This window comes from Tateyamaria sp. GN1-10, assembly GCF_055693845.1.
The window spans coordinates 3137416-3156499 of record NZ_JBVFUR010000004.1 but is presented as its reverse complement, the minus strand read 5'-3'; the positions used below and the strand labels follow the sequence as shown (position 1 = coordinate 3156499).

General features: G+C 56.3%; 21 protein-coding genes and 1 tRNA gene. 15 read left to right on the top strand and 7 right to left on the bottom strand.

Annotation, left to right across the window (positions count from 1 at the left end; translation table 11 throughout):
• Nucleotide 1 precedes the first annotated feature (1 nt).
• From ACZ1HN_RS17675 to ACZ1HN_RS17650, 6 genes are all read left to right on the top strand, one after another.
• Nucleotides 2-898: an NmrA family NAD(P)-binding protein gene (locus ACZ1HN_RS17675; protein ID WP_472728434.1), complete on the top strand. Its 897-nt coding sequence runs from the start codon at nt 2-4 to the stop codon at nt 896-898.
• 4 nt (nt 899-902) lie between these two features.
• Entirely contained in the window at nt 903-1526 is a 624-nt protein-coding gene (locus ACZ1HN_RS17670) for a glutathione S-transferase family protein (RefSeq protein WP_472728433.1), read from the top strand.
• 27 nt (nt 1527-1553) lie between these two features.
• A complete protein-coding gene (locus ACZ1HN_RS17665; RefSeq protein WP_472728432.1) occupies nt 1554-1859 on the top strand; it encodes a hypothetical protein in 306 nt (101 codons plus the stop codon).
• Nucleotides 1856-2221 (top strand): hypothetical protein, encoded by a 366-nt coding sequence (locus ACZ1HN_RS17660; RefSeq protein WP_472728431.1) that lies wholly within the window; start codon nt 1856-1858, stop codon nt 2219-2221. The genes ACZ1HN_RS17665 and ACZ1HN_RS17660 overlap by 4 nt, the downstream gene beginning before the upstream one ends.
• 336 nt (nt 2222-2557) lie before the next feature.
• Complete coding sequence (locus ACZ1HN_RS17655) at nt 2558-3508, top strand: alpha/beta fold hydrolase (protein ID WP_472728430.1); 951 nt, start codon at nt 2558-2560, stop codon at nt 3506-3508.
• 69 nt (nt 3509-3577) lie between these two features.
• Entirely contained in the window at nt 3578-4360 is a 783-nt protein-coding gene (locus tag ACZ1HN_RS17650) for an MOSC domain-containing protein (protein ID WP_472728429.1), read from the top strand.
• A gap of 23 nt (nt 4361-4383) precedes the next feature.
• Here ACZ1HN_RS17650 and ACZ1HN_RS17645 read toward each other — a convergent pair whose 3' ends face one another.
• On the bottom strand, nt 4384-5280 hold the full coding sequence (locus ACZ1HN_RS17645) for a LysR family transcriptional regulator (RefSeq protein ID WP_472728428.1): 897 nt from the start codon (nt 5278-5280) through the stop codon (nt 4384-4386).
• 142 nt (nt 5281-5422) lie between these two features.
• On the opposite strand from ACZ1HN_RS17645, the gene ACZ1HN_RS17640 reads away from it, so the two are divergent.
• The 3 genes from ACZ1HN_RS17640 to ACZ1HN_RS17630 are packed head-to-tail and all read left to right on the top strand — an operon-like array spanning nt 5423 to nt 8235.
• The gene (locus ACZ1HN_RS17640; protein WP_299211731.1) at nt 5423-5899 is read left to right on the top strand and encodes a nuclear transport factor 2 family protein; all 477 of its coding nucleotides are present in this window, start codon (nt 5423-5425) and stop codon (nt 5897-5899) included.
• 24 nt (nt 5900-5923) lie between these two features.
• Nucleotides 5924-6547 carry a glutathione S-transferase family protein gene (locus ACZ1HN_RS17635; protein ID WP_472728427.1) on the top strand — a complete coding sequence of 208 codons (624 nt, stop codon included), beginning with the start codon at nt 5924-5926 and terminating at the stop codon, nt 6545-6547.
• Between the two features lie 59 nt (nt 6548-6606).
• A complete protein-coding gene (locus ACZ1HN_RS17630) occupies nt 6607-8235 on the top strand; it encodes an FAD-binding oxidoreductase (RefSeq protein WP_472728426.1) in 1629 nt (542 codons plus the stop codon).
• A gap of 39 nt (nt 8236-8274) precedes the next feature.
• Here the strand turns inward: ACZ1HN_RS17630 and ACZ1HN_RS17625 are convergent, their stop codons facing one another.
• Nucleotides 8275-9153 (bottom strand): LysR family transcriptional regulator, encoded by an 879-nt coding sequence (locus ACZ1HN_RS17625; RefSeq protein WP_472728425.1) that lies wholly within the window; start codon nt 9151-9153, stop codon nt 8275-8277.
• Between the two features lie 118 nt (nt 9154-9271).
• Between ACZ1HN_RS17625 and ACZ1HN_RS17620 the strand changes: the two genes are divergently transcribed.
• Nucleotides 9272-10267, top strand: coding sequence for an alpha/beta fold hydrolase (locus ACZ1HN_RS17620; RefSeq protein WP_472728424.1), 996 nt, complete (start codon nt 9272-9274; stop codon nt 10265-10267).
• A gap of 172 nt (nt 10268-10439) precedes the next feature.
• On the opposite strand, the gene ACZ1HN_RS17615 is transcribed toward ACZ1HN_RS17620, so the two are convergent.
• The 4 genes from ACZ1HN_RS17615 to ACZ1HN_RS17600 form a co-directional block, all read right to left on the bottom strand.
• Nucleotides 10440-10610 carry a hypothetical protein gene (locus ACZ1HN_RS17615; RefSeq protein WP_472728423.1) on the bottom strand — a complete coding sequence of 57 codons (171 nt, stop codon included), beginning with the start codon at nt 10608-10610 and terminating at the stop codon, nt 10440-10442.
• Between the two features lie 498 nt (nt 10611-11108).
• Nucleotides 11109-11660: a carboxymuconolactone decarboxylase family protein gene (locus ACZ1HN_RS17610; RefSeq protein WP_299598207.1), complete on the bottom strand. Its 552-nt coding sequence runs from the start codon at nt 11658-11660 to the stop codon at nt 11109-11111.
• A 278-nt stretch (nt 11661-11938) separates the two neighbouring features.
• Nucleotides 11939-12832 carry an SDR family oxidoreductase gene (locus ACZ1HN_RS17605; RefSeq protein WP_472728422.1) on the bottom strand — a complete coding sequence of 298 codons (894 nt, stop codon included), beginning with the start codon at nt 12830-12832 and terminating at the stop codon, nt 11939-11941.
• A gap of 22 nt (nt 12833-12854) precedes the next feature.
• A complete protein-coding gene (locus ACZ1HN_RS17600) occupies nt 12855-13664 on the bottom strand; it encodes a DsbA family protein (RefSeq protein WP_472728421.1) in 810 nt (269 codons plus the stop codon).
• On the opposite strand from ACZ1HN_RS17600, the gene ACZ1HN_RS17595 reads away from it, so the two are divergent.
• On the top strand, nt 13601-14491 hold the full coding sequence (locus ACZ1HN_RS17595) for a LysR family transcriptional regulator (RefSeq protein ID WP_472728420.1): 891 nt from the start codon (nt 13601-13603) through the stop codon (nt 14489-14491). The genes ACZ1HN_RS17600 and ACZ1HN_RS17595 overlap by 64 nt on opposite strands.
• Before the next feature lie 602 nt (nt 14492-15093).
• Here the strand turns inward: ACZ1HN_RS17595 and ACZ1HN_RS17590 are convergent.
• A tRNA-Cys gene (locus ACZ1HN_RS17590) sits at nt 15094-15167 on the bottom strand.
• A 164-nt stretch (nt 15168-15331) separates the two neighbouring features.
• Between ACZ1HN_RS17590 and ACZ1HN_RS17585 the strand changes: the two genes are divergently transcribed.
• From ACZ1HN_RS17585 to ACZ1HN_RS17570, 4 genes are all read left to right on the top strand, one after another.
• Entirely contained in the window at nt 15332-15985 is a 654-nt protein-coding gene (locus tag ACZ1HN_RS17585; protein WP_299210574.1) for a protein-L-isoaspartate O-methyltransferase family protein, read from the top strand.
• An 86-nt stretch (nt 15986-16071) separates the two neighbouring features.
• The gene (locus ACZ1HN_RS17580) at nt 16072-17451 is read left to right on the top strand and encodes a TolC family outer membrane protein (RefSeq protein ID WP_472728419.1); all 1380 of its coding nucleotides are present in this window, start codon (nt 16072-16074) and stop codon (nt 17449-17451) included.
• An 86-nt stretch (nt 17452-17537) separates the two neighbouring features.
• Entirely contained in the window at nt 17538-18419 is an 882-nt protein-coding gene (locus ACZ1HN_RS17575; protein WP_472728418.1) for a hypothetical protein, read from the top strand.
• A 40-nt stretch (nt 18420-18459) separates the two neighbouring features.
• Nucleotides 18460-19038, top strand: coding sequence for a cobalamin biosynthesis protein CobQ (locus ACZ1HN_RS17570; RefSeq protein ID WP_472728417.1), 579 nt, complete (start codon nt 18460-18462; stop codon nt 19036-19038).
• Nucleotides 19039-19084: the final 46 nt, after the last annotated feature.

Genomic DNA, 19084 nt, shown 5'->3' with positions numbered 1-19084 from the left:
AATGCCTCTCAAAATCCTCGCTTACGGCGCGAACGGCGCCCAGATGTCCGCAGGCACCCAAGCGCTGGTCGACGCAGGCCATGCGGTCCGCGCATTCACACGCTCCCCCAAGGGGGCAGAGCGTTGGCAAGCCGCAGGGGTTGATGCGTTCACGGGCGACATGGCCGATCTGGATGCGCTGCGCCGCGCCAGCGAAGGGCAGGACGCTCTGTTTTTGCACGTACCCCTGATCACCGACCCAAATGATGACCGCAAGGCCCATGGCCTGAATGCGCTGCGGGCCGCGAAGGACGCAGGGATCACGCGGGTTGTCTGGAATACCGGCGGGCCGATCATGGACCCGTCCTCGACCACCGATCCCGGGGCTGTGCTGTGGCGCACATTGCAAGAGGATGGGTTTTCCTTCCTCGGGCTGGTGCCGATCACCTATATGGAAAACCTGCTGGGGCCCTGGACCATGGAAGGGCTGAGGCAGGGCAAGCTGGTCTATCCGACCCCGGCACTTTTCGAGATGCAATGGGGTGCTGCCGCTGACTTTGGCCGCGTCGCGGATAAAGCATTGCAAGGCGACCTGCCCAACGAGGTTTTGCGCCTTGGCGGGCCCGCCGCGTTGGACGGCGACGATCTGGCCCACATCATGGGCGAGGTGCTGGGGCGGGACCTGACCTATGACGTCATGACGCCCGCTGCGTTCGAGGCACAACTTTCGATTATGGCCGGAGCGCGTGTCGCTGGCATGATCGCGGGCATGTATGGCGGCGTGCAGGCCCACCCGGATCAGTTCCAACCCGGTTTTCTGACCGACCCCTCGGAGATCGAGGCCCGGTTCGATCTCAAACTGACATCCTTTGCCGACTGGGTGTCAGATCATCGCCTTCACTTCACCCAACAAGGATAGTTTCATGAAGCTCTATACTCACCCTCTGTCCGGTCACGCCCACCGGGCTACTGCGATGCTTTCACTGCTGAATGTCGCGCACGACGTCGTCATCATGGACCTGCAAAGCGGCGCCCATAAGCAACCCGACTACCTGAAAATCAGCCCGCTGGGTCAGGTGCCCGCGCTGGTCGATGGCGATGTCATCTTGCGCGACTCCACATCGATCCTGACCTATCTTGCCATGAAATACGACGCGGACCGCACATGGCTACCGACTGATCCGGTCACAGCTGCCCTGATCCAGGAGTGGCTGGCCACAAGCGTTAAGGAAGTGTTCGAAGGGCCCTGTGGCGCCCGGATCTCGAAATTCTTTGGTGTGCCAATCGACTATGACGGCGCCGTTCAGAAGACAAATAGCCTGATGAAAACCATGTTCGAGCCGCGCCTGGCCCAGCATGACTGGCTGGTAGGAGACGCGCCGACCATCGCGGATATGGCGAACTATGGCTACATTGCTGCTGTCGAGGAAGCGGGTGTTTCATTGGCGGATTACCCCAATGTCAAAGCATGGCTGGCACGTCTGGAAGCCTTGGAAGGTTTCCCGAAAATCCAGTCCGTTGCCGAAATCATGGGAACAGCCGCCTAAGGCTGTTCCAAAGCGGAGCAGATTCTCGTGAGCAAGATCAAGATCATCTATGGGCACGACACCCTGTGTGGTTGGTGCTTTGGCTTTACGCCAACGTTGGATGCCTTTGCTGCGGCACACCCGGATGTTGATATCGACGTTGTTCCTGGTGGGTTGGTCAAAGGGGAACGTGTGGGCAGCTATGCCGACATGGCCGATTACATCGCCCAAGCCGAGGTTGATATGACCCGGGTCACGGGACGCGCCATCGGGCAACCGTTCCGGGATATGTTGCACTGTGAGGATGCTCCGCTGAGCATTTCGGCGCCCCCAGCCATGCCATCCTTCAAATGAAAGCGTTGGCGCCCGATCGGACGCTGGAATTTGCACATGCCATTCAGGATGTGCATTTCCTAGAGGGCAGGGACCTCAATGTCGCAGAAACCTATGACCAGATTTGCGCAACACACGGGTTTCCCAGGCTGGATACCGACACAATCGTCGGCGCCACCGAAGACACATCTCTGGTCGCGGAGAGTTACGCGCTATCCGCGTCGCTTGGCATTCAATCCTATCCGACAATTCTCGTCCTAACGAATGAGGGGAAGCTATTGGGTCAAATCGACTCCGTGTACGATCTCAAGACCTTTGAGGCAGAATTCAAACAGATCGTGATGTCCAAGACGGTAGATCATATTCGTGCGCTCATGACCTAGATCGAAGTCCAGACATGTGGGCTGGAGTGACTGCGGACCATTCGGGCCCAGCCCGTTACTTCAGACAGCATGTGGCACCGCCAAGATATCTGGCAGGGCCACGTCCCGCGAACCGACTGATGTTGTGATGTCGAGGCGTAGCGCAATTTAGAAAAGCTAAGCTGATAAGGTGGTGACCAAATACTACCAAAATACAAAATAATGAAATTCGAATTATCCCGATAGTTTCTAAAAGCAATAAGAATATCTTCTTTGGCATGACAGAACCGCTCGTTCTCATCACTGCCAACCCCATTGCGTTGGGTACGGAAAACGAGCCAGCCAAAGGAGAATATTATGAAACATACACTCACAGCAGCGGGCCTCGCGCTTGCAAGCTTGATGACGTCGTCCGCTTCCGCCGACGACGTGCAGGTCGGCTACGAGACGGTGGACGGCGTCAAGATCTTCTACCGTGAAGCGGGAAACCCGGAAAACCCTGCGATTGTCCTCTTGCACGGCTTTCCAAGCTCTTCACACCAGTACCGTCATCTGTTGGACGAACTGTCTGATGACTACTACCTGATTGCGCCCGACTATCCCGGTTTCGGCGCGAGCGATTTTCCGTCACCTGACAGCTACACCTACACGTTCGACAACATTGCCGAAACAGTAGACACATTCCTGGAGCAAAAGGGTGTCGACACCTTTTCGATGTATCTTCAGGACTACGGTGCTCCGGTCGGTTTTCGCATCGCGACCGTCCATCCCGAACGGATCGAGACTCTGATCATTCAGAACGGGAACGCCTATGAAGAGGGTGTGAACCCGGAGACATGGGCGCCTGTGACCTACCTTTGGGAAAACGGGCGCGATGCGGAATACGAGCAAACGCTGATCCCGAACATTTTCAGTGTTGAAGGGTTGCGCTGGCAGTATACCCACGGCACTCGCAATCCCGATGGAATCCTGCCGGACAACTGGTTGCTGGATCACCAGGCCATGAGTCGGCCCGGAATGCATGACGTCCAGCTTGGACTGATTTACGACTACCGTAACAACGTCACCAAATATCCTGAATGGCAGGCATACATGCGCGAACACCAGCCGTCTGCGCTGATCGTCTGGGCCAAGAATGACGCGTATTTCCCGGTTGCCGGTGCCGAGGGCTATCAGCGCGACCTTGTCGATGTGGACTACAATATCCTTGATACAGGGCACTTCGCGCTCGAAGAGGATGGTGATGTCATTGCCCTGCGCATTCGGAACTTCTTGTCGAAGCGCTTGTCACAGGCAGACCGGAACTGAACTATGATCTCATAGGATTTCCAGGCGCAGGCGCTTTGGGTGCCTGCGTCTCATACGATGGAGAGCACGATGCCCGACGCACATGTAACGATCAAAGAATTGAACAGATATCCGGTCAAAGGTCTGTCGGCGGAGCGACTGCAAACCGTCACGCTAAGTGCGGGTGAAGGGTTCCCTGGTGATCGCCTGTTTGGGTTTGCTCGGTTCAATTCAGGTTTTGATCCCACAGATCCCAAACCCCTGCCCAAAGATCGCTTTGTCGTTCTGCTAAAGGTCGCGGGACTTGCGGGATTGAAGACCGCCTTCGACGATGAGAACGAAATACTGGATGTTTCCGACGGACAATCACCTAAGACGTTCGACATGAGAGATCCGGTACAGGCGGAGGCCGCTGCCCGTTTTTTGCACGATCACTTGGCTTTGCCCGACACAGAACCGCCCACATTCGTATCATCCGCCCCGCATCGATTTACGGATGTATCCGTTGTCTCTCCGCAGATGATGAACGCGATCTCTGTCTTGAACCTCAACTCTTTGCGCGACATGGAAAAACGGATCAGCACGGAGCTGCACCCGGACCGCTTCCGGGCAAATGTTGTGATTGATGGATTGCCACCCTATGCGGAACTGGACGCTGTCGACAGAACATTGGCGTTTGGAGATGTGACGTTTCGTATCCTGTCCAGAACAAAGCGCTGCGCGGCGACCGAGGTGAATCCGAAGACAGCGGAACGCGACGTGAAGGTTCCTTATCTGCTCCGCAAAGAGCTCGGCCATATGGATATGGGTGTCTATGTCGAAGTTGCTGCCGGTGGGGTGTTGAACATTGGGAAGACGGGAACCTTATTGTGAGGGTGGTTCACCACGCACGATAGTCAGTTCAGTACTGAGGTCGCCCGCAAGCGATCTTTCGCGAGTTCGATGAAAGTGCGGATCTTGGCAGGCGCCCGACGCCCTTCGACATGCACAAGGTGGATCGGGAGGGGCGCGGGTTCGAATTCTTCCAGCACGGTTTGTAATGTGCCGTCCTGCAGATCCGGGCCGACCTGGTAGGACAGGACACGACATATCCCCCAGCTACGTTTGGTCACCGATATGGCTGTGGCGACACTGCTGACTGTCAGGCGCGGACTGATCCGAACGCCATCCTGCATGTCTTGGCCAAAGCGCCATTCATTCGTCGGGCTGACAGGCGAGGCTGCAACGATCTGATGCTTTTGCAGATCTGCTGGCGTTTGAGGGATGCCGTTCGCTTCAAAATAGCCTGGTGTTCCGCAGACGACCCGCCGCACCTGGCCAACACGCACGGCTGCAAGTCCGGACGAGGGCAACTCGCCGATCCTCACGGCCAAATCAAACCCTTCTTCGACCATGTTCACAATCCTGTCGACCATGAGAACATCCGCGCTGACCCCCGGATGGGTGTCTAGAAATTCAGTAAGGATCGGTGCGACGTAGATGCGACCAAACTCGTTGGAACAAGTGATCCGGAGCTTGCCCACCGGATTCGTGGCGGCCCCTTTTGCTGCATCGTCTGCGGCCTGCATCTGGTCAAGGATATGCCGCGCATCTTCAAGATAGGCTTGTCCAACCTCTGTCAGCCGGACCCGGCGTGTCGTGCGGGTAAAGAGCCGCGCGCCGAGCCGGGCTTCCAATGAGTTAATGCCACGAGTCGCCGATGGGGCGCTGAGCCCGACACGCCGTGCACCCTCCGCAAAGCTTTCTGCCTCCGCGACAGCAATGAAGACCTCAAGACTTTGGATGCGATCCATGGGGCAAGGCTCCTACAGATATATGTCATTTTGCGAAATAATGAGTTTCACATTTAACGCATTAATTCGACAGTTGGCATGTTTTATCAAGAGTGTAAGCGCAGCTCAGCGCTATGAGCATTTGAGATAGAGAGATCATCCCATGACGCAGGAACCACCCCGCCATCCGCTTCCACCGTTCAGCAAAACGACGGCAATCGAAAAGGTTCGACTGGCCGAAGACGGTTGGAACGGACGTAATCCATCGAAGGTCGCTTTGGCCTACACACCTGACAGTAAATGGCGAAACCGGGCGGAATTTCCGCAAGGTCGCGTTGAGATCGAAGAGTTCCTGACCCGCAAGTGGAACAAGGAACTCGACTACCGCCTGATCAAAGAGCTGTGGGCTTATACCGACAACCGCATCGCTGTGCGCTACGCCTACGAATATCACGACGACAGCGGCAACTGGTTTCGTGCCTATGGCAACGAGAATTGGGAGTTTGACGAGGACGGCTACATGGCCAGTCGTCACGCCTCGATCAACGAAAAGCCTATCACCGAAGAAGAGCGAAAGTTTCGCTGGCCGCTTGGCCGTCGCCCCGATGATCACCCGGGTCTGAGCGACCTTGGCCTTTAGTCTTGAAGAAGAACTGGAAAGAAAATGACCCCCATCAAACTCTATCGCAATCCGAAATCCGGTCATTGCCATCGCGTCGAACTGATGCTGGCGCTTCTGGACCTGCCCTATGAAACCATCGATCTGGACATGGCTAACGGCGCCCACAAGGCTCCGGAATATCTCAAGATCAGCCCGTTCGGGCTGGTCCCTGCCATCGATGACGGTGGTTACACGATGGCCGACTCCAATGCGATCCTGGTCTACCTCGTGCAGACCTACGCAAAGGAGTCAAAGTGGATGCCGCAGGGTCCGAAACAAGCGGCCGAGGTGCAGCGTTGGCTTACGGTAGCTGCGGACAATATCTATTCCGGACCTTGCGCGGCCCGTCTGGTCAAGGTCTTTGGCGTAGATCTGGATCACTCCGCAGCCGTGACGAAAGCGCACGACCTGTTCAAAATGATGGAGGCCCATCTGGACGGTCGAAATTGGCTGGTGACGGAGACAATCACCATCGCGGATGTGGCAGGCTATAGCTATATCGCGCATGCCCCTGAAGGGGGCGTTGACCTGGCGCCTTATCCGAACGTGCGTGCCTGGCTGGCACGGGTTGAGGCGGAGCCGAAGTTCGTCAGCATGGCGACATCGCCCATTCCCGAACTGGCGTAACCGCCGCTGGCTGGCGTGTCCTACGCCAGCTGCCATCCTTCACGAGAAAGGTCTGTGTCATGGTTGAAATCATCTCTGAAAATCCATTTCACGCAGGTGAGATAGAGGCCCAATCGAGGGCCGGGGTAGAGGACGTCGCCCAATGGGCAGGCGGATTTATCCGTGACCACCTGCCCGAGCAACATCGTGCGTTCCATACGTCACTGCCCTTTCTGGTCATGGCAGGGGCGGATACCGAAGGTCGGACCTGGGTTACACTGGTTGACGGTGAGGATGGGTTCATCCAATCGCCCGATGCAAAGTCACTGACCCTGGCGACCGATGTGGACGACGGCGATCCGCTGGCAGCAGCGCTTGAGGCGGGAACGGATATCGGTGTGATCGGGATTGAGCTTGCGACGCGTCGCCGGAACCGGTTCAGCGGGCGTGCCCGAAAATCGGAGAGTGGTTACAAGATCGACATCAGTCAGACCTTTGGCAATTGCCCTCAGTACATCCATGAACGGGCCTGGACCCGTGTCGAGCGCGGCGCGCCCGAACTTGCGATTGCAGGCACGACACTGACCCCTTCGCAGATCGCCTTGGTTCAAAGCGCGGATACGATGTTCATTGGATCTGGTCATCAAAGTGGCGACGACGTCCCTTCGCGCGGCTATGACGCCTCGCACCGTGGCGGTGCGCCGGGTTTCGTGCGTGTCTCTGACTCGGGTCATCTGCATATCCCTGACTACGCGGGAAACAACTTCTTCAATACGATCGGCAATCTGTTGATCGATCCGCGGATCGGCCTTGTCTTCGTCGATTTCGAAACCGGGACTCTCTTGCACGTCACGGGGCGCGCGACCGTTGATTGGGAACCTCAAAATTCACATGACTTCGACGCGTGGCGCATGATCAATGTCGAGATTGATGCAGTCGTCGAGCGCCCTGGAGCCGTTGCGTTGAGGTGGACGAAGCAGGATCATCTGCTCCACCGCCTGAGGGTCAAGAAGCGTGTGGCGGAATCAAATGACATCACGTCGTTCTATTTGAGCTCTGCCGACGGCCAACGCCTGCCTCCGTTTGAGGCCGGACAGCATCTGCCTATCGAAGTTCAAATCCCCGGTCAGGTCGGCGTTTCGAAACGCAGCTATTCGCTGTCCGGTGAGCCCGGCGCGGGCGACGGGTATCGCCTGAGTATCAAGCGCGAGGACAAGGGGCTCGTATCCCGTTTCTTCCACGACCAGATCCGTGAGGGCAGTTTCATCCAGGCCTCACAACCTGCTGGTGACTTTGTCATTCCGTGCGGCAAATGTCCCTTGGTTCTTGTCAGCGCCGGTGTTGGTGTGACGCCGATGATTGCGATGCTGCACGCCGCCAAAGCGGCAAACGGGTCGCGCCCTGTCTGGTTTGTCCATGGGTCCCGGAATGGCAAAGAACATGCCCTGCGCGAGGATGTCGATGCGCTTCTCGCGGACTACCCGGCGGCGCAACAACAGGTGTTCTACAGCCGACCAGAGGATGGAGACAGCTTTGACAAGCGGGGCCGTATCACCGGTCGTTCGCTGCTGGAATTGGGAGTTGGATCTGACGCGCACTACATGCTGTGCGGTCCAGCGCGCTTCCTGTCCGAGATCAAACGCGATTTGGAGGCCGGCGGCGTGCCAGCTTCAAACATTCACTTCGAAACGTTTGGACCATCAGTCTGAGCCGAGTTTCCGAAAGGGCTGACAATATTTTCTACTGAACTACTTTGCGTTCTTTGCCAGATCGATGAACGCCCGGAGCCTCATCGGCATATTACGTTTCGTAAGGTAGTTGATCGTGTGTCTTGGGCGGGGAGGTACCATGCCTTTCAGAACCTCAACGAGCTGTCCTGTTTCAATCAAAGGCCTGGCGGGGAATGTGTAAGTGTAGGCAAGTCCGATGCCTGACTTGGCGTAATCTATGAGCGTGTTGATGTTGTTCACAACAACCCGTCGTTTCGGCGCAACCGAGTAAGTTTCTCCTTCGTTACCGAAAACCCATGGTGCCGGATTTCGTGCGCTCCCGATCGCAAAGTAAAGCCCGTCATGCTCCAGCAATTCATCAGGGACGTGCGGCGTGCCACGTGTGTTGAGATATTCAGGGGCTCCAACCACGGTCATGTCGAGGTCAGGTCCGATTGGAACGGCATGAGTGTCAAGTTCCAGCATATGCTCAAAGCGGATGACTGCATCGATCCCGGATGTGACAAGATCCACTTTCCGATCATCATATGTGAGTTCAACACTCGCATCGGGATAGAGGGCACAGTATTCGCACACCAGCTTGTCGAGGAAAAACGGCCCACTGCTCTTGGGCGCATTGAGGCGCAGGACACCTCCAACCGTTCCTTTCGCATCATCAAGTGAACGAAGGGCGCTTTCCAGATCGTTGATCGCTGGCAAACTGTCCTCAAACAGTTGCTGACCCAAGGTGGTTAGGGAGATTTTCCGAGTGGTACGATCGAACAGGCGGACACCAAGGCGATCTTCAAGGCGCTGCACCGCCTCGCTTACCGAACCGGCACCGAGGTTAAGTCGGTCAGCGGCCGCACGAAAGCCATTCGCTTGAGCGACCTCCACAAAGATCGAGATGTCGCTCATTTCGTTCCGCTTCATTGATCTAAAATCCGATCATTATGTTTCGATATGTTCCATATACCCATTCAATAGGGGCTTTTATCCTTGGGCTCAATACACAGATCCAACGAGGAGACAGACCATGAAATCCATCGCTTCACACAGTAAGACCGTCACCATGCACCAGACGCTGCCCATCGCAGGGTGGGGCATGACGGGCGCTGCACTCGCCTTTACCATGATGATCACCGCCGGGTCTGCACATGCGGGTCCGACAAGCTATGGCTATGAGAACGTGGAGGGCATCAAGATCTTCTATCGTGAGGCAGGCGATCCTTCGAAACCCAGCATCGTCATGTTGCATGGCTTCCCAAGTTCGTCTCACCAATACCGGGATCTGATCACGGACCTCAGTGACGACTATCATGTCATCGCACCTGATTATCCGGGCTTTGGTTCAAGCGACTTCCCGACGCCCGACACTTTTACCTACACCTTCGACAATCTTGCGGACGTCATGGATACGTTCATTGAGCAACGTGGCATCGAAGAATACTCAATTGTCATGCACGACTATGGCGCGCCTGTTGGGTTCCGGATTGCCTTAGAACACCCCGAGAGAGTTTCCGCTCTGCTGGTTCAAAACGGCAATGCCTACATCGAGGGCGTAAGCCAGGCTGCAACAGAACCTTTGCAGGCGCTGTGGGAAAACCGGACCGACGAGGCTGACGCAATGGTCGCGGCCAACCTGTTCACGGTCGAGGCGCTACAGTGGCAATACACCCACGGCACGCGTGACCCCGAGAGCATCCTCCCCGACAATTGGCTGATGGATTACGAGCGTGTTCAGCGCCCCGGGCAGTATAAGGTCCAGTTGGACTTGCTGACGAACTACACCTCCAACATCGAGGCCTATCCGGCATGGCAAGCGTATCTCAGGGAACACCAACCGCCAGTTCTGGTGACCTGGGGCAAAAATGATCCGTTCTTCACGCCTCCCGGTGCCGAAGGGTACGCACGTGATGTGAAAGACATCGAGATACACATGCTGGACACCGGACATTTTCCATTGGAAGAAGATGGACCTTTCATCGCCGAGACAACCATCGAATTTCTGAAAGCACGCGGCATCGAATAGCTTTTCTCGACCGTGCGCACTGCCTGGTGTTATGATCTGATGCAGCCAAATCTCGATTTGGCTGCATATCTCGTTGTGTTCGGAGCGTGCTGCGAGGTTAGAGGCAAAGCGTCTGCAATCTCTGGAGCCTCACAGATTCAAATGGCGATCTGAGCCGCTCATTCCCGCAGCATCAAAGATCCCACAAATCATCTCCACATGCCTCATTGACCCAATGACCGCGTTCGAGCGTCTCGATCTGGTCTTTGAGAAAGGCAATCTCCTTGCGCTGCGCTATGACGATTTCTTCCAAAGCTTGGACTTGCACCGCCCGCGGCGTATTTTCAGTCTTCAGGTCAGACATGTCTAGTACTCCCTTATATGAGAAACCCTCGGTTTGGGTATGTGGACAATGTATCGAAGGTCCGGCTTGCGAAGCAGGATGACCGACCCTTGGCCGCCATCCGCGCAGACCGATACGACGGTATGAGAACCCAGGGCTTCTGCCATCATCGAGGCAGCGCAAACCTGCACGGAAGAGAATCCGGGAACACGTGGATCAAGCCCGGCTTCGAGCCATGCTTCCCGTGCGATATTTGACACAGACGCGCTTGGATCACTTGGCCCCAAGCGACGAAGTCGGGTGTCGCGCGCCGCGCCATGGCCTGCAAAACGGGGATCAACAGCGCGGGGGAGTTTTGGGTTGCGAATTCTGCACCCGCTTTGACGAACGGTGTACGGACCCCCAGGGCAATGTGACGTTTCATGGCGGTCTACAATCGAGCTTGGGCCGAGTGGAATGTGTACGCGGTCAATTTGATCTGGCCGCGTACACTTTTTCCCAGGCGCAAGTGCGTGCGCGTCAGGCTGCCCGAGACGCTTTCACGTGCGGGAAGTCGACTTCGACGTCGAAAACCTCGAACATGTAGTTGGTCAGGACGTTGATCGCGACATGGGAGACAATCTCGACGAGTTGGCCATCGGAATATCCGGCCGCGCGAACGGCATCGACGTCGCGTGCGTCAACCTGACCTCGGTTTTGCGCGACCTTCAGCGCGAAACGCACAGCCACGTCGGCTTTCGCATCGTTGGATGAACCTTTCCGGTTTGCTGCAAGCTCGTCTTCATCCAATTTGACAAGGTTCTTGCCCAGATATGTGTGTGCGCTGTTGCAGTAGTCACAGCCATTGTGGTTCGCGATTGCGAGGGCGATGCGCTCACGCGTCGCTGCGTCAAGTTCACCCTTACCAAGAGCGCCGTTAAGGCCAAGGTATCCCTCCAGCGCAGCGGGACTGTTGGAAATCAGGCGAAATCCATTCGGTGCAGAGCCGAGCATTTGCTTGACACCGTTCAGCAACTCCTGGCTGCCTGCGGGAGCATCTTCGATGGTTGCGGGCGTGGGTATGCGTGACATTGGAACTTCCTTTCTTAGTGTTATTTGCGCAGATCGCGCGGTTCGAGTTCGAGATAATGAAGCTTGACAGCAAAATAATATGCGGCTCGTGAACTGCTTTATTTCGCCATGTGGCTACTATTTCCGGAGTTTTGGCTGCATTCTGACTGGCTCGCTTGCGAGAGATCGCGAATTCAGAACTTGGGGGAGGCACATCCGCTGGGAGCGTGACGGGGCAGGGGGAAGCCTGCGCCGTCAGTCTTCGCAGACTTTCGAAACGACTTGGAAGCGGCCGCCGGTCAGCCCCAACTTTTGATGTGATCCGCGACGCTGGTGAGTTTCACGTCAAAGGTGGCTTCCAGTGCCTTCGTATCGATGGCCATTGTGTCACCGCCGAGTTTCGCAATTGCTCCATAAAGATCGCCAAGGGCAAATGCAGCGCCTGGGCTCCCTAATGCGTCGCCAACACGCTGGCCAAACTCCTCCGGGGTCATGGGGGCGAATGTGACGTCGCGCGCCAGCCAGTTCCCCATCAGGCCTGCCAGCTCAGTACCGGTCAACGCATCGGGTGTGCCGATCTCGAACGATTGTCCGGCCAGATCAGGACGGGAAAGGGCCGCCACAGCCAAAGTCGCCTGGTCCTTTTGAGAGGTCCACTGCATCTTCATGTTGGGGCCGACGGGCGGATAATCCAATTTGCCTTCTGAGCGGAGGAGCGGCAGGAAGATCTCGGGCTGGAGGTTCTCCAGATACACTGCGGATTGAAGCACAATTGAAGGAATGCCGGAGTTCAATACCGCACCCATTCCTTGGGTTGTGGCATCGACAATGACCGAAGAGGGGAAGCGGTCGCCTGACGGTCCGCCGGTCACGAAGACCAGCAGGGGCAACCCAACCTTGTGCGCTGCGCCAAAAAACGCCGCGGCCCAATTTTGGCTATCGTCCGGACCGCTGGGCATTGGGAAATGCAGGAATGCCGCATCAACACCTTGAAGGGCTTCTGCAACAGCATTTTCATCAGCCAGATCTGCGGCAAGGGCGATGGCATCGGGGTGGGTGGCCTTGATCTTTTCTGCATCTCGCGCAATCGCACGGACGGTGTGGCCTTTGGCCAAAGCTTCGCGGACAACGGGGGCACCTTGAGCGCCGGTTGCACCGAAGATGGCGACGGTTTTGGTGGTTGAGGAAGTCATATCTTGCTCCTTTCGATTGTCGCTAGACGGTTTCTAGTTCTTTGGGGTTTGAGGGGACGGCCTTGGCCCGGCCGTAAAACGATTGATGGTCAACCTGTGTGAAGTCATCATCTGTTACTCTGAGGACTGTCGGGACGCCGTGTGAGCCAACCGCGCTCATCCATGCTTGCGCTTGGGCAGAAATCTTAGCGGCTTCGGCGGCGAGTTCTGGTGTACCGACACGCTCGGCCTGATCGGCTGGGACACCTTCTGCGATCAAGGCATCCACGATGGCCTGCCGATTGGACGAGGACATGCCTTCGCCAAAGTGCAGGTTTTCCAAGCGGCGCCTAAGGGCAAATTCTTTTTGCGGACCTTGGTCATGGATCAAGGCAGCTGCCTGTGCTGACAGCCCGGATTCCAGTATTTCTGTCTCTGAAAGAGCGATCTTTGATTTGAACGCTTCCGAAAACACCTGTCCGGTCAGTGCCTGGACATGAGGAATGGTTTGCAGGATCTGCGCGCCTTTTCCTTCGCTCATCTTGGGAGCAGACGCACCTTGAAAAAGATGACGGTGCAAGACTTCCACCTCAGCATCCGTCTCAATCAAGGCGTCGAAAACGGGGGATGCGCCGTAGCACCAGCCGCAGAATGTGTCGTAAATCACTATGAGTTTTTCGTCTGGCATCGGAGCCTCCTGTCTGGTTCTCACCACAGGTAACCCGCTGCTTTCGTCAACATAAGGCAAAGTGAATTGAAGCACTGTCAGTGAAAAGCTAACAGTTTGGTATGAGCCGTCGATATAACCTGAATCGCCTAAGTCACTTCGTAGCCACTGTAGATGCTGGCACAATCACCGGTGCCGCTGAGGCGCTTGGGATCAGCAAAGCTGTGGTCAGCAAACAGCTTCAGCGGCTCGAAGAGGATGTCGGAACACCACTGCTCTTGCGCAATACACGTCACCTTCAACCGACCGCGGCGGGGCGGCAGTTCTATGAGGATGCAAAATCAGCGCTGACACAGGCCAACAATGCCTTTGAACGTGTTCAAGACAGGGACAGGGTACCGAAGGGCACTTTACGCATTACGGCCCCAGTGGATTTTGGGGTCTCTTATGTTGCTCCGTTTCTGGCCAAATTCCAGGACACCTATCCCGAAGTCATGGTGGATCTGCATTTGTCAGATGGTCTTGTCGACATCATTGAAGACCGTTTTGATCTTGCCTTTCGAATTGGTTGGTTAACCGACTCTAGCAACTTGGCGCGCAAATTGCTGGACTTTGAAGTGATCGCCATCTGTTCGCCCACAACAGCCGCGCGTGCCAATATCCGCGAACCGGAGGACCTATCGGATCTTCCTTTCGTCCAGAGCAGCGTCATGTCCGGAAGAACAGAATGGGTGTTCGAGAAAGACACTCAATCCAAGGCTGTATCTCCGAACGTCATTTCCGAGATCAACATCACACTGGCAATGGTTGCCCATGTCATGAACGGGTATTGCTATACCGTGCTTCCGGACTTTTTGCTGAAAGGCGACTTGCGACAAGGGCGGTTGAAACGTCTGCTGTCGGATTGGTCTTTGATGAAAGGTGGCGTGTACACCGTGACACCGCCAAACCGCGTGCGCTCAAATGCGCTTAAGCGATTCTTGGAGTTGGCGCATCAGAACATCTCAGTATAGCGCGTTTAGATCGTTCGCATTTGGCTGACACTCATTACGTACAAGCTCTATTTAGCTGACAGCGGCCATCTCATATCTTTTTGATAACACTGGCACCGTCGTGTCAGGTTTCTGAAAAGAGGATGAGCCAATGGAACTGGCAGGTTGGGATCGCGAAACGTCACCCTTTCACTCGGGGGAGCAGGAGCTGCAGGATCGGCTGGGCATCAAGGTCAGCAATTCCTATTGGTATCAGAAACTGGACGGCCCTTGTCGGCACGGTGGGCATCTAACAAGATCACTGAATGGCGACGCATCGCGGGGGTCTTACCGGCGGAAGATGGTCGTGAAAAAACCCTAAGCGATACTCGCGGGACTGCCGCGACACGGTTGCTCAACGCGGGCCTGACGCTGGCTGAGATCGCAAACTACATGGGGTGGTACGTTCGCTATGCCGCTCAAGTTATTGAATACTATGCAACTGTCTCGCCGAGTGAGTCGATGGCCGTTTTGGCTAAGTTGCAAGCGGCAATGGGACGTAAGAGTTCTGTGAACTTGTAAACGCAACTGTAAACGCCCTGCAGCGGCACAACATAGGAGAAAGCTAAGTGCTTGAAAATAAATGGAGGCGAGTACCGGAATCGAACCGGTGTACACGGATTTGCAATCCGCTGCGTCACCACTCCGCCAACTCGCCGTCCATGGTGTGTGAGCGGCGATAGACCATTAAAACGGGCCGTGCAAGGCTGTCTGGCCACGATGCGCTGGAATTCTACGCCATTGGCCACCTGCTGCGTTGCCCACGCGCGCTGACTGTGGCACATGTAAGCAAAAGAACCTGAACGAATGAGTTTAGCTGTAATGCCCGACTTCTCGACCCGGCGCACCATGATGGTAGACACGCAAGTCCGTCCCTCTGATGTGACGAAGTTTCCGATCATTGACGCAATGCTGACTGTCCAGCGCGAGGACTTTGTTCCGGTCGCGCAGCGCGAGACCGCGTATATGGGCGAAAACCTTGATCTTGGGGAAGGGCGCGTTCTGCTTGAGCCGCGCACTTTGGCTAAGATATTGGATGCGCTGGATATTGCTCCTGACGAGCTGGTGCTGGATGTTGGATCCGCGCTTGGCTACTCGGCGGCGGTTATTGCGCATATGGCCCAAGCCGTTGTCGCGCTGGAAGACAACGAAGCCATGGCGACGGAGGCGCAAGATGCGCTGATGTCTGCGGGTATCGACAACGTCATCACGCATGTCGAGGCGTTAGAAGTCGGCGCAGCAGAACACGGTCCCTACGACGTAATTGTTGTTGAAGGGGGCGTGACCCAAGTGCCGGGTGAACTACTCTCTCAACTGAAAGACGGTGGACGCATTGCGGCCCTGTTCATGGACGGTCCGTTGGGAGAGGTTCGGATCGGATACAAGATAGACGGTGCGATGTCGTGGCGCCGGGCATTTAACGCAGGGGCTCCGGTTCTACCGGGGTTTGAAAAACAAGACGCATTTACGCTCTAGTCCGAAAAACATCGGGCAGTTGGATCACCAAGAGGCAGGTTGAGATGATAGGCAAGTTGGCGCGGAGATTTCTGAGTACAACAGCGGTGACAGGAACACTTGTTCTGGGTCTTGGTTCTGCACAGGTGACCGCCGATACGCTTGCGGACGCCATGGTTGGTGCATACACGCACAGCGGGTTGCTTGATCAGAACCGTGCCTTGCTGCGTGCGGCGGACGAGGATGTGCCGATCGCACTGTCGGCACTGCGTCCCATCATAAATTGGACCGGCAGCATCACGCAGGAATTTGGGGATGTGACCAGCCAGGCCGGCATCTCGGGAAGTGCGGAATCCACAGATGTCATTCTGGCATTGAGTGCATCATTGCAATTGTACGACGGCGGTGCCGACCGGGCGCGGGTCGAGGCGACAAAAGAGACAGTACTTGCCACCCGCGCATCCTTGTTGAATGTCGAACAGGGGCTGCTTTTGCGCGCGGCGACCGCCTTCATCAACGTGGGACGACAGCAGAATTTCGTCGCTCTGAGCCAGAACAACCTGCGCCTTTTGCAGGAAGAACTGCGTGCTGCGAATGACCGTTTCGAAGTGGGCGAAGTGGCGCGTACCGATGTGTCCTTGGCCGAGGCTGCCGTGGCACAGGCACGCAGCAACCTAGCGGATGCACAGCGCAATCTGATCCAGGCGCAGGCAGAATACACCAATGTTGTTGGGCGGCGCCCGTCACAGCTATCGCCACTGCCTGGACTGCCGCGTACCGAGACAAACGTTGCTTCAGCCCAAGCTGTGGCCGTGCGCAACCACCCGGATATGGAGACCGCGCGTCGGCAAGTGTCTGCGAGTGAGTTGCTCGTCACAGCGGCCGTCAAAGATACATTGCCGGTCGTGTCGTTAGAGGGAGCTTTGGGGGTTCAAGAAGATTTCGGCAATCCGGACAGTGGCAGAACCGGATCGATTGGGGTCGAGGTGACCGGTCCAATCTATCAGGGCGGTAGTCTTTCGGCGCTCGAGAGACAGGCAATGGCATCACGGGATGCGTCCCGCGGGAACCTTCACAATGTGCGTCATGGCGTGCAGCAGGACGTTGTAAATGCCATTTCGGATCTTGAAGCGGCGCGGGCCAGCCTGGCCGCATCCGAACGCCAAATTCGCGCGGCCCGCATCGCATTCCAAGGTGTGCGCGAAGAGGCAACCTTGGGGGCCCGGACGACGCTGGACGTTCTGGACGCCGAACAGGATCTGCTTGATGCGGAAACCAACCGCATCGCGGCGCAGGCTGATCAATACATCGCTGCATATTCGGTTCTGGAATCGATGGGGCTGTTGACAGCGCAACGTCTGCAGCTACCGGTGCAGCTGTATGATCCGACGGCCTACTACAACCTGGTCAAAGACGGTCCTGCAAAGCGATCGAGGCAGGGTAGACAACTGGACCGGGTACTTCGGGCACTTCAAGTAGACGATTAAGGTTTTCAGCATAGTATTGTGCGACTCTCACCCGCAGGGTAAGCTGAGGCCGAGGTTGAGAGTGGTACTTTGACATGTCTGATCCAATGACCAACACCGAGGTGGAGGACGTCTTGGCGTCTATTCGTCGTCTGGTGTCCGATGACAACCGGCAAGCGCCGGAGAGCGAAGCGGCAGCGTCATCCGACAGGCTGGTCCTGACGCCTGCGCTGCGCGTGACCGACGATGTCGAAGAGGAACGCGACAGTGTGGACGAGGCCGCGGCCGATGATGTCACCGATATCGCTGACCAAGAGGTTCCGGAAGCCCAACAGGATGATCTGCCTGAGGACGAAACGCCTGCGTTCGAACTGACGCATGAGGCCCCTGACGAGGGCAGTGATGATGGCGATGAAACCACTCTTGATGACGTTGAGGACAAGCACGAAGACACCTCTGCGCCCGAAGAACATCCCATAGCACTTGATGCGGTCAATCTGGATCAGGACACGCTCATGTCCATTCAGGATGCATTTGACGATGTCGATGACGAGGATGCACTTGCGACAGCAGAGGCCGAGCCGACATTGAACGATGAGGCGACGACACTCAGCGCAAAGATTGCAGCGCTCGAGACGCTGATTGCCGGACAGACTGACGAATTCGAGCCGGACATGGCTGGGGATGGAGAGAATGCGGGAACGGAGCCACCCGCTCTTGCTTGGGAAGATGCGGATGAAGAGGTGAGCAACCCGGATCCGTCTCCGCATGTTGACGTTGAACCGGATACAGAGACTGCCAATGTCGAGGGCGCGCAGATATTCTCCAGCGACGAAGATGTGCTGGATGAAGAGGCACTTCGTGACTTGGTGAGTGACATTGTGCGCGAAGAGCTGCAGGGCGCATTGGGCGAACGCATCACACGCAATGTGCGCAAACTGGTTCGGCGTGAGATTCACAGGGCACTTGCCGCGCAAGACCTGGAATAGAGTTGCCAGCGTTCAGCCTATTTCGCTGTCCTGAGCGGTCGTGAATACGCCAGCTCATTTACTTGTTGGCGCTGCTGTATTTGGTGGACGCACGCACCACAAAATCCTTGTCGCTGCCTTTGTTGGGGCAATCCTGCCGGACCTGTCGCTCTATATTATGGCAGGTGTATCCTTGTTCGTTCTGGGGATTCCGCCAACGATTGTCTTTAACGATCTCTACTTCTCGAACACGTGGCAAACCGTGTTTGCCATCGACAATTCGTTTGTCGTTTGGGGGGTATTGTTCGGTTTGGCCTGCTGGCATCGGACACCATGGGCTGTCGCTTTGACCGGTGCGGCCTTGCTGCATGTGTTCCTGGATTTCCCACTGCACCACGACGATGGTCGACCGCATTTCTGGCCATTCAGTTGGTGGGTGTTCGAAAGCCCCATCAGCTACTGGGACCGTGGCCACGGTGCCGCATGGATTGCGCCGATCGAAGCCGCGCTTGCCACATTTTCAGCCGTGATACTTTGGCGCAGGGGGCTGCCAATATGGGGCATTGCCTGCGTCGTACTCCTGTTGCTCGCCGAGCTTTGGGTTGTACGCCAGTGGCTGTTTTTCTTTTCAAACGGATAAGCAAAAGAAAACGCGCCCCGTAGGGCGCGCTCTCTTTGTAGCAGCG

Coding starts and splice junctions, on each gene's coding strand:
- ACZ1HN_RS17670 (WP_472728433.1), top strand. CDS start 903: ATGAAGCTCTATACTCACCCTCTGTCCGGTCACGCCCACCGGGCTACT.
- ACZ1HN_RS17655 (WP_472728430.1), top strand. CDS start 2,558: ATGAAACATACACTCACAGCAGCGGGCCTCGCGCTTGCAAGCTTGATG.
- ACZ1HN_RS17585 (WP_299210574.1), top strand. CDS start 15,332: ATGCCCGACTTCTCGACCCGGCGCACCATGATGGTAGACACGCAAGTC.
- ACZ1HN_RS17595 (WP_472728420.1), top strand. CDS start 13,601: ATGAGCCGTCGATATAACCTGAATCGCCTAAGTCACTTCGTAGCCACT.
- ACZ1HN_RS17610 (WP_299598207.1), bottom strand. CDS start 11,660: ATGTCACGCATACCCACGCCCGCAACCATCGAAGATGCTCCCGCAGGC.
- ACZ1HN_RS17660 (WP_472728431.1), top strand. CDS start 1,856: ATGAAAGCGTTGGCGCCCGATCGGACGCTGGAATTTGCACATGCCATT.
- ACZ1HN_RS17575 (WP_472728418.1), top strand. CDS start 17,538: ATGACCAACACCGAGGTGGAGGACGTCTTGGCGTCTATTCGTCGTCTG.
- ACZ1HN_RS17635 (WP_472728427.1), top strand. CDS start 5,924: ATGACCCCCATCAAACTCTATCGCAATCCGAAATCCGGTCATTGCCAT.
- ACZ1HN_RS17650 (WP_472728429.1), top strand. CDS start 3,578: ATGCCCGACGCACATGTAACGATCAAAGAATTGAACAGATATCCGGTC.
- ACZ1HN_RS17645 (WP_472728428.1), bottom strand. CDS start 5,280: ATGGATCGCATCCAAAGTCTTGAGGTCTTCATTGCTGTCGCGGAGGCA.
- ACZ1HN_RS17675 (WP_472728434.1), top strand. CDS start 2: ATGCCTCTCAAAATCCTCGCTTACGGCGCGAACGGCGCCCAGATGTCC.
- ACZ1HN_RS17605 (WP_472728422.1), bottom strand. CDS start 12,832: ATGACTTCCTCAACCACCAAAACCGTCGCCATCTTCGGTGCAACCGGC.
- ACZ1HN_RS17625 (WP_472728425.1), bottom strand. CDS start 9,153: ATGAGCGACATCTCGATCTTTGTGGAGGTCGCTCAAGCGAATGGCTTT.
- ACZ1HN_RS17615 (WP_472728423.1), bottom strand. CDS start 10,610: ATGTCTGACCTGAAGACTGAAAATACGCCGCGGGCGGTGCAAGTCCAA.
- ACZ1HN_RS17630 (WP_472728426.1), top strand. CDS start 6,607: ATGGTTGAAATCATCTCTGAAAATCCATTTCACGCAGGTGAGATAGAG.
- ACZ1HN_RS17640 (WP_299211731.1), top strand. CDS start 5,423: ATGACGCAGGAACCACCCCGCCATCCGCTTCCACCGTTCAGCAAAACG.
- ACZ1HN_RS17620 (WP_472728424.1), top strand. CDS start 9,272: ATGAAATCCATCGCTTCACACAGTAAGACCGTCACCATGCACCAGACG.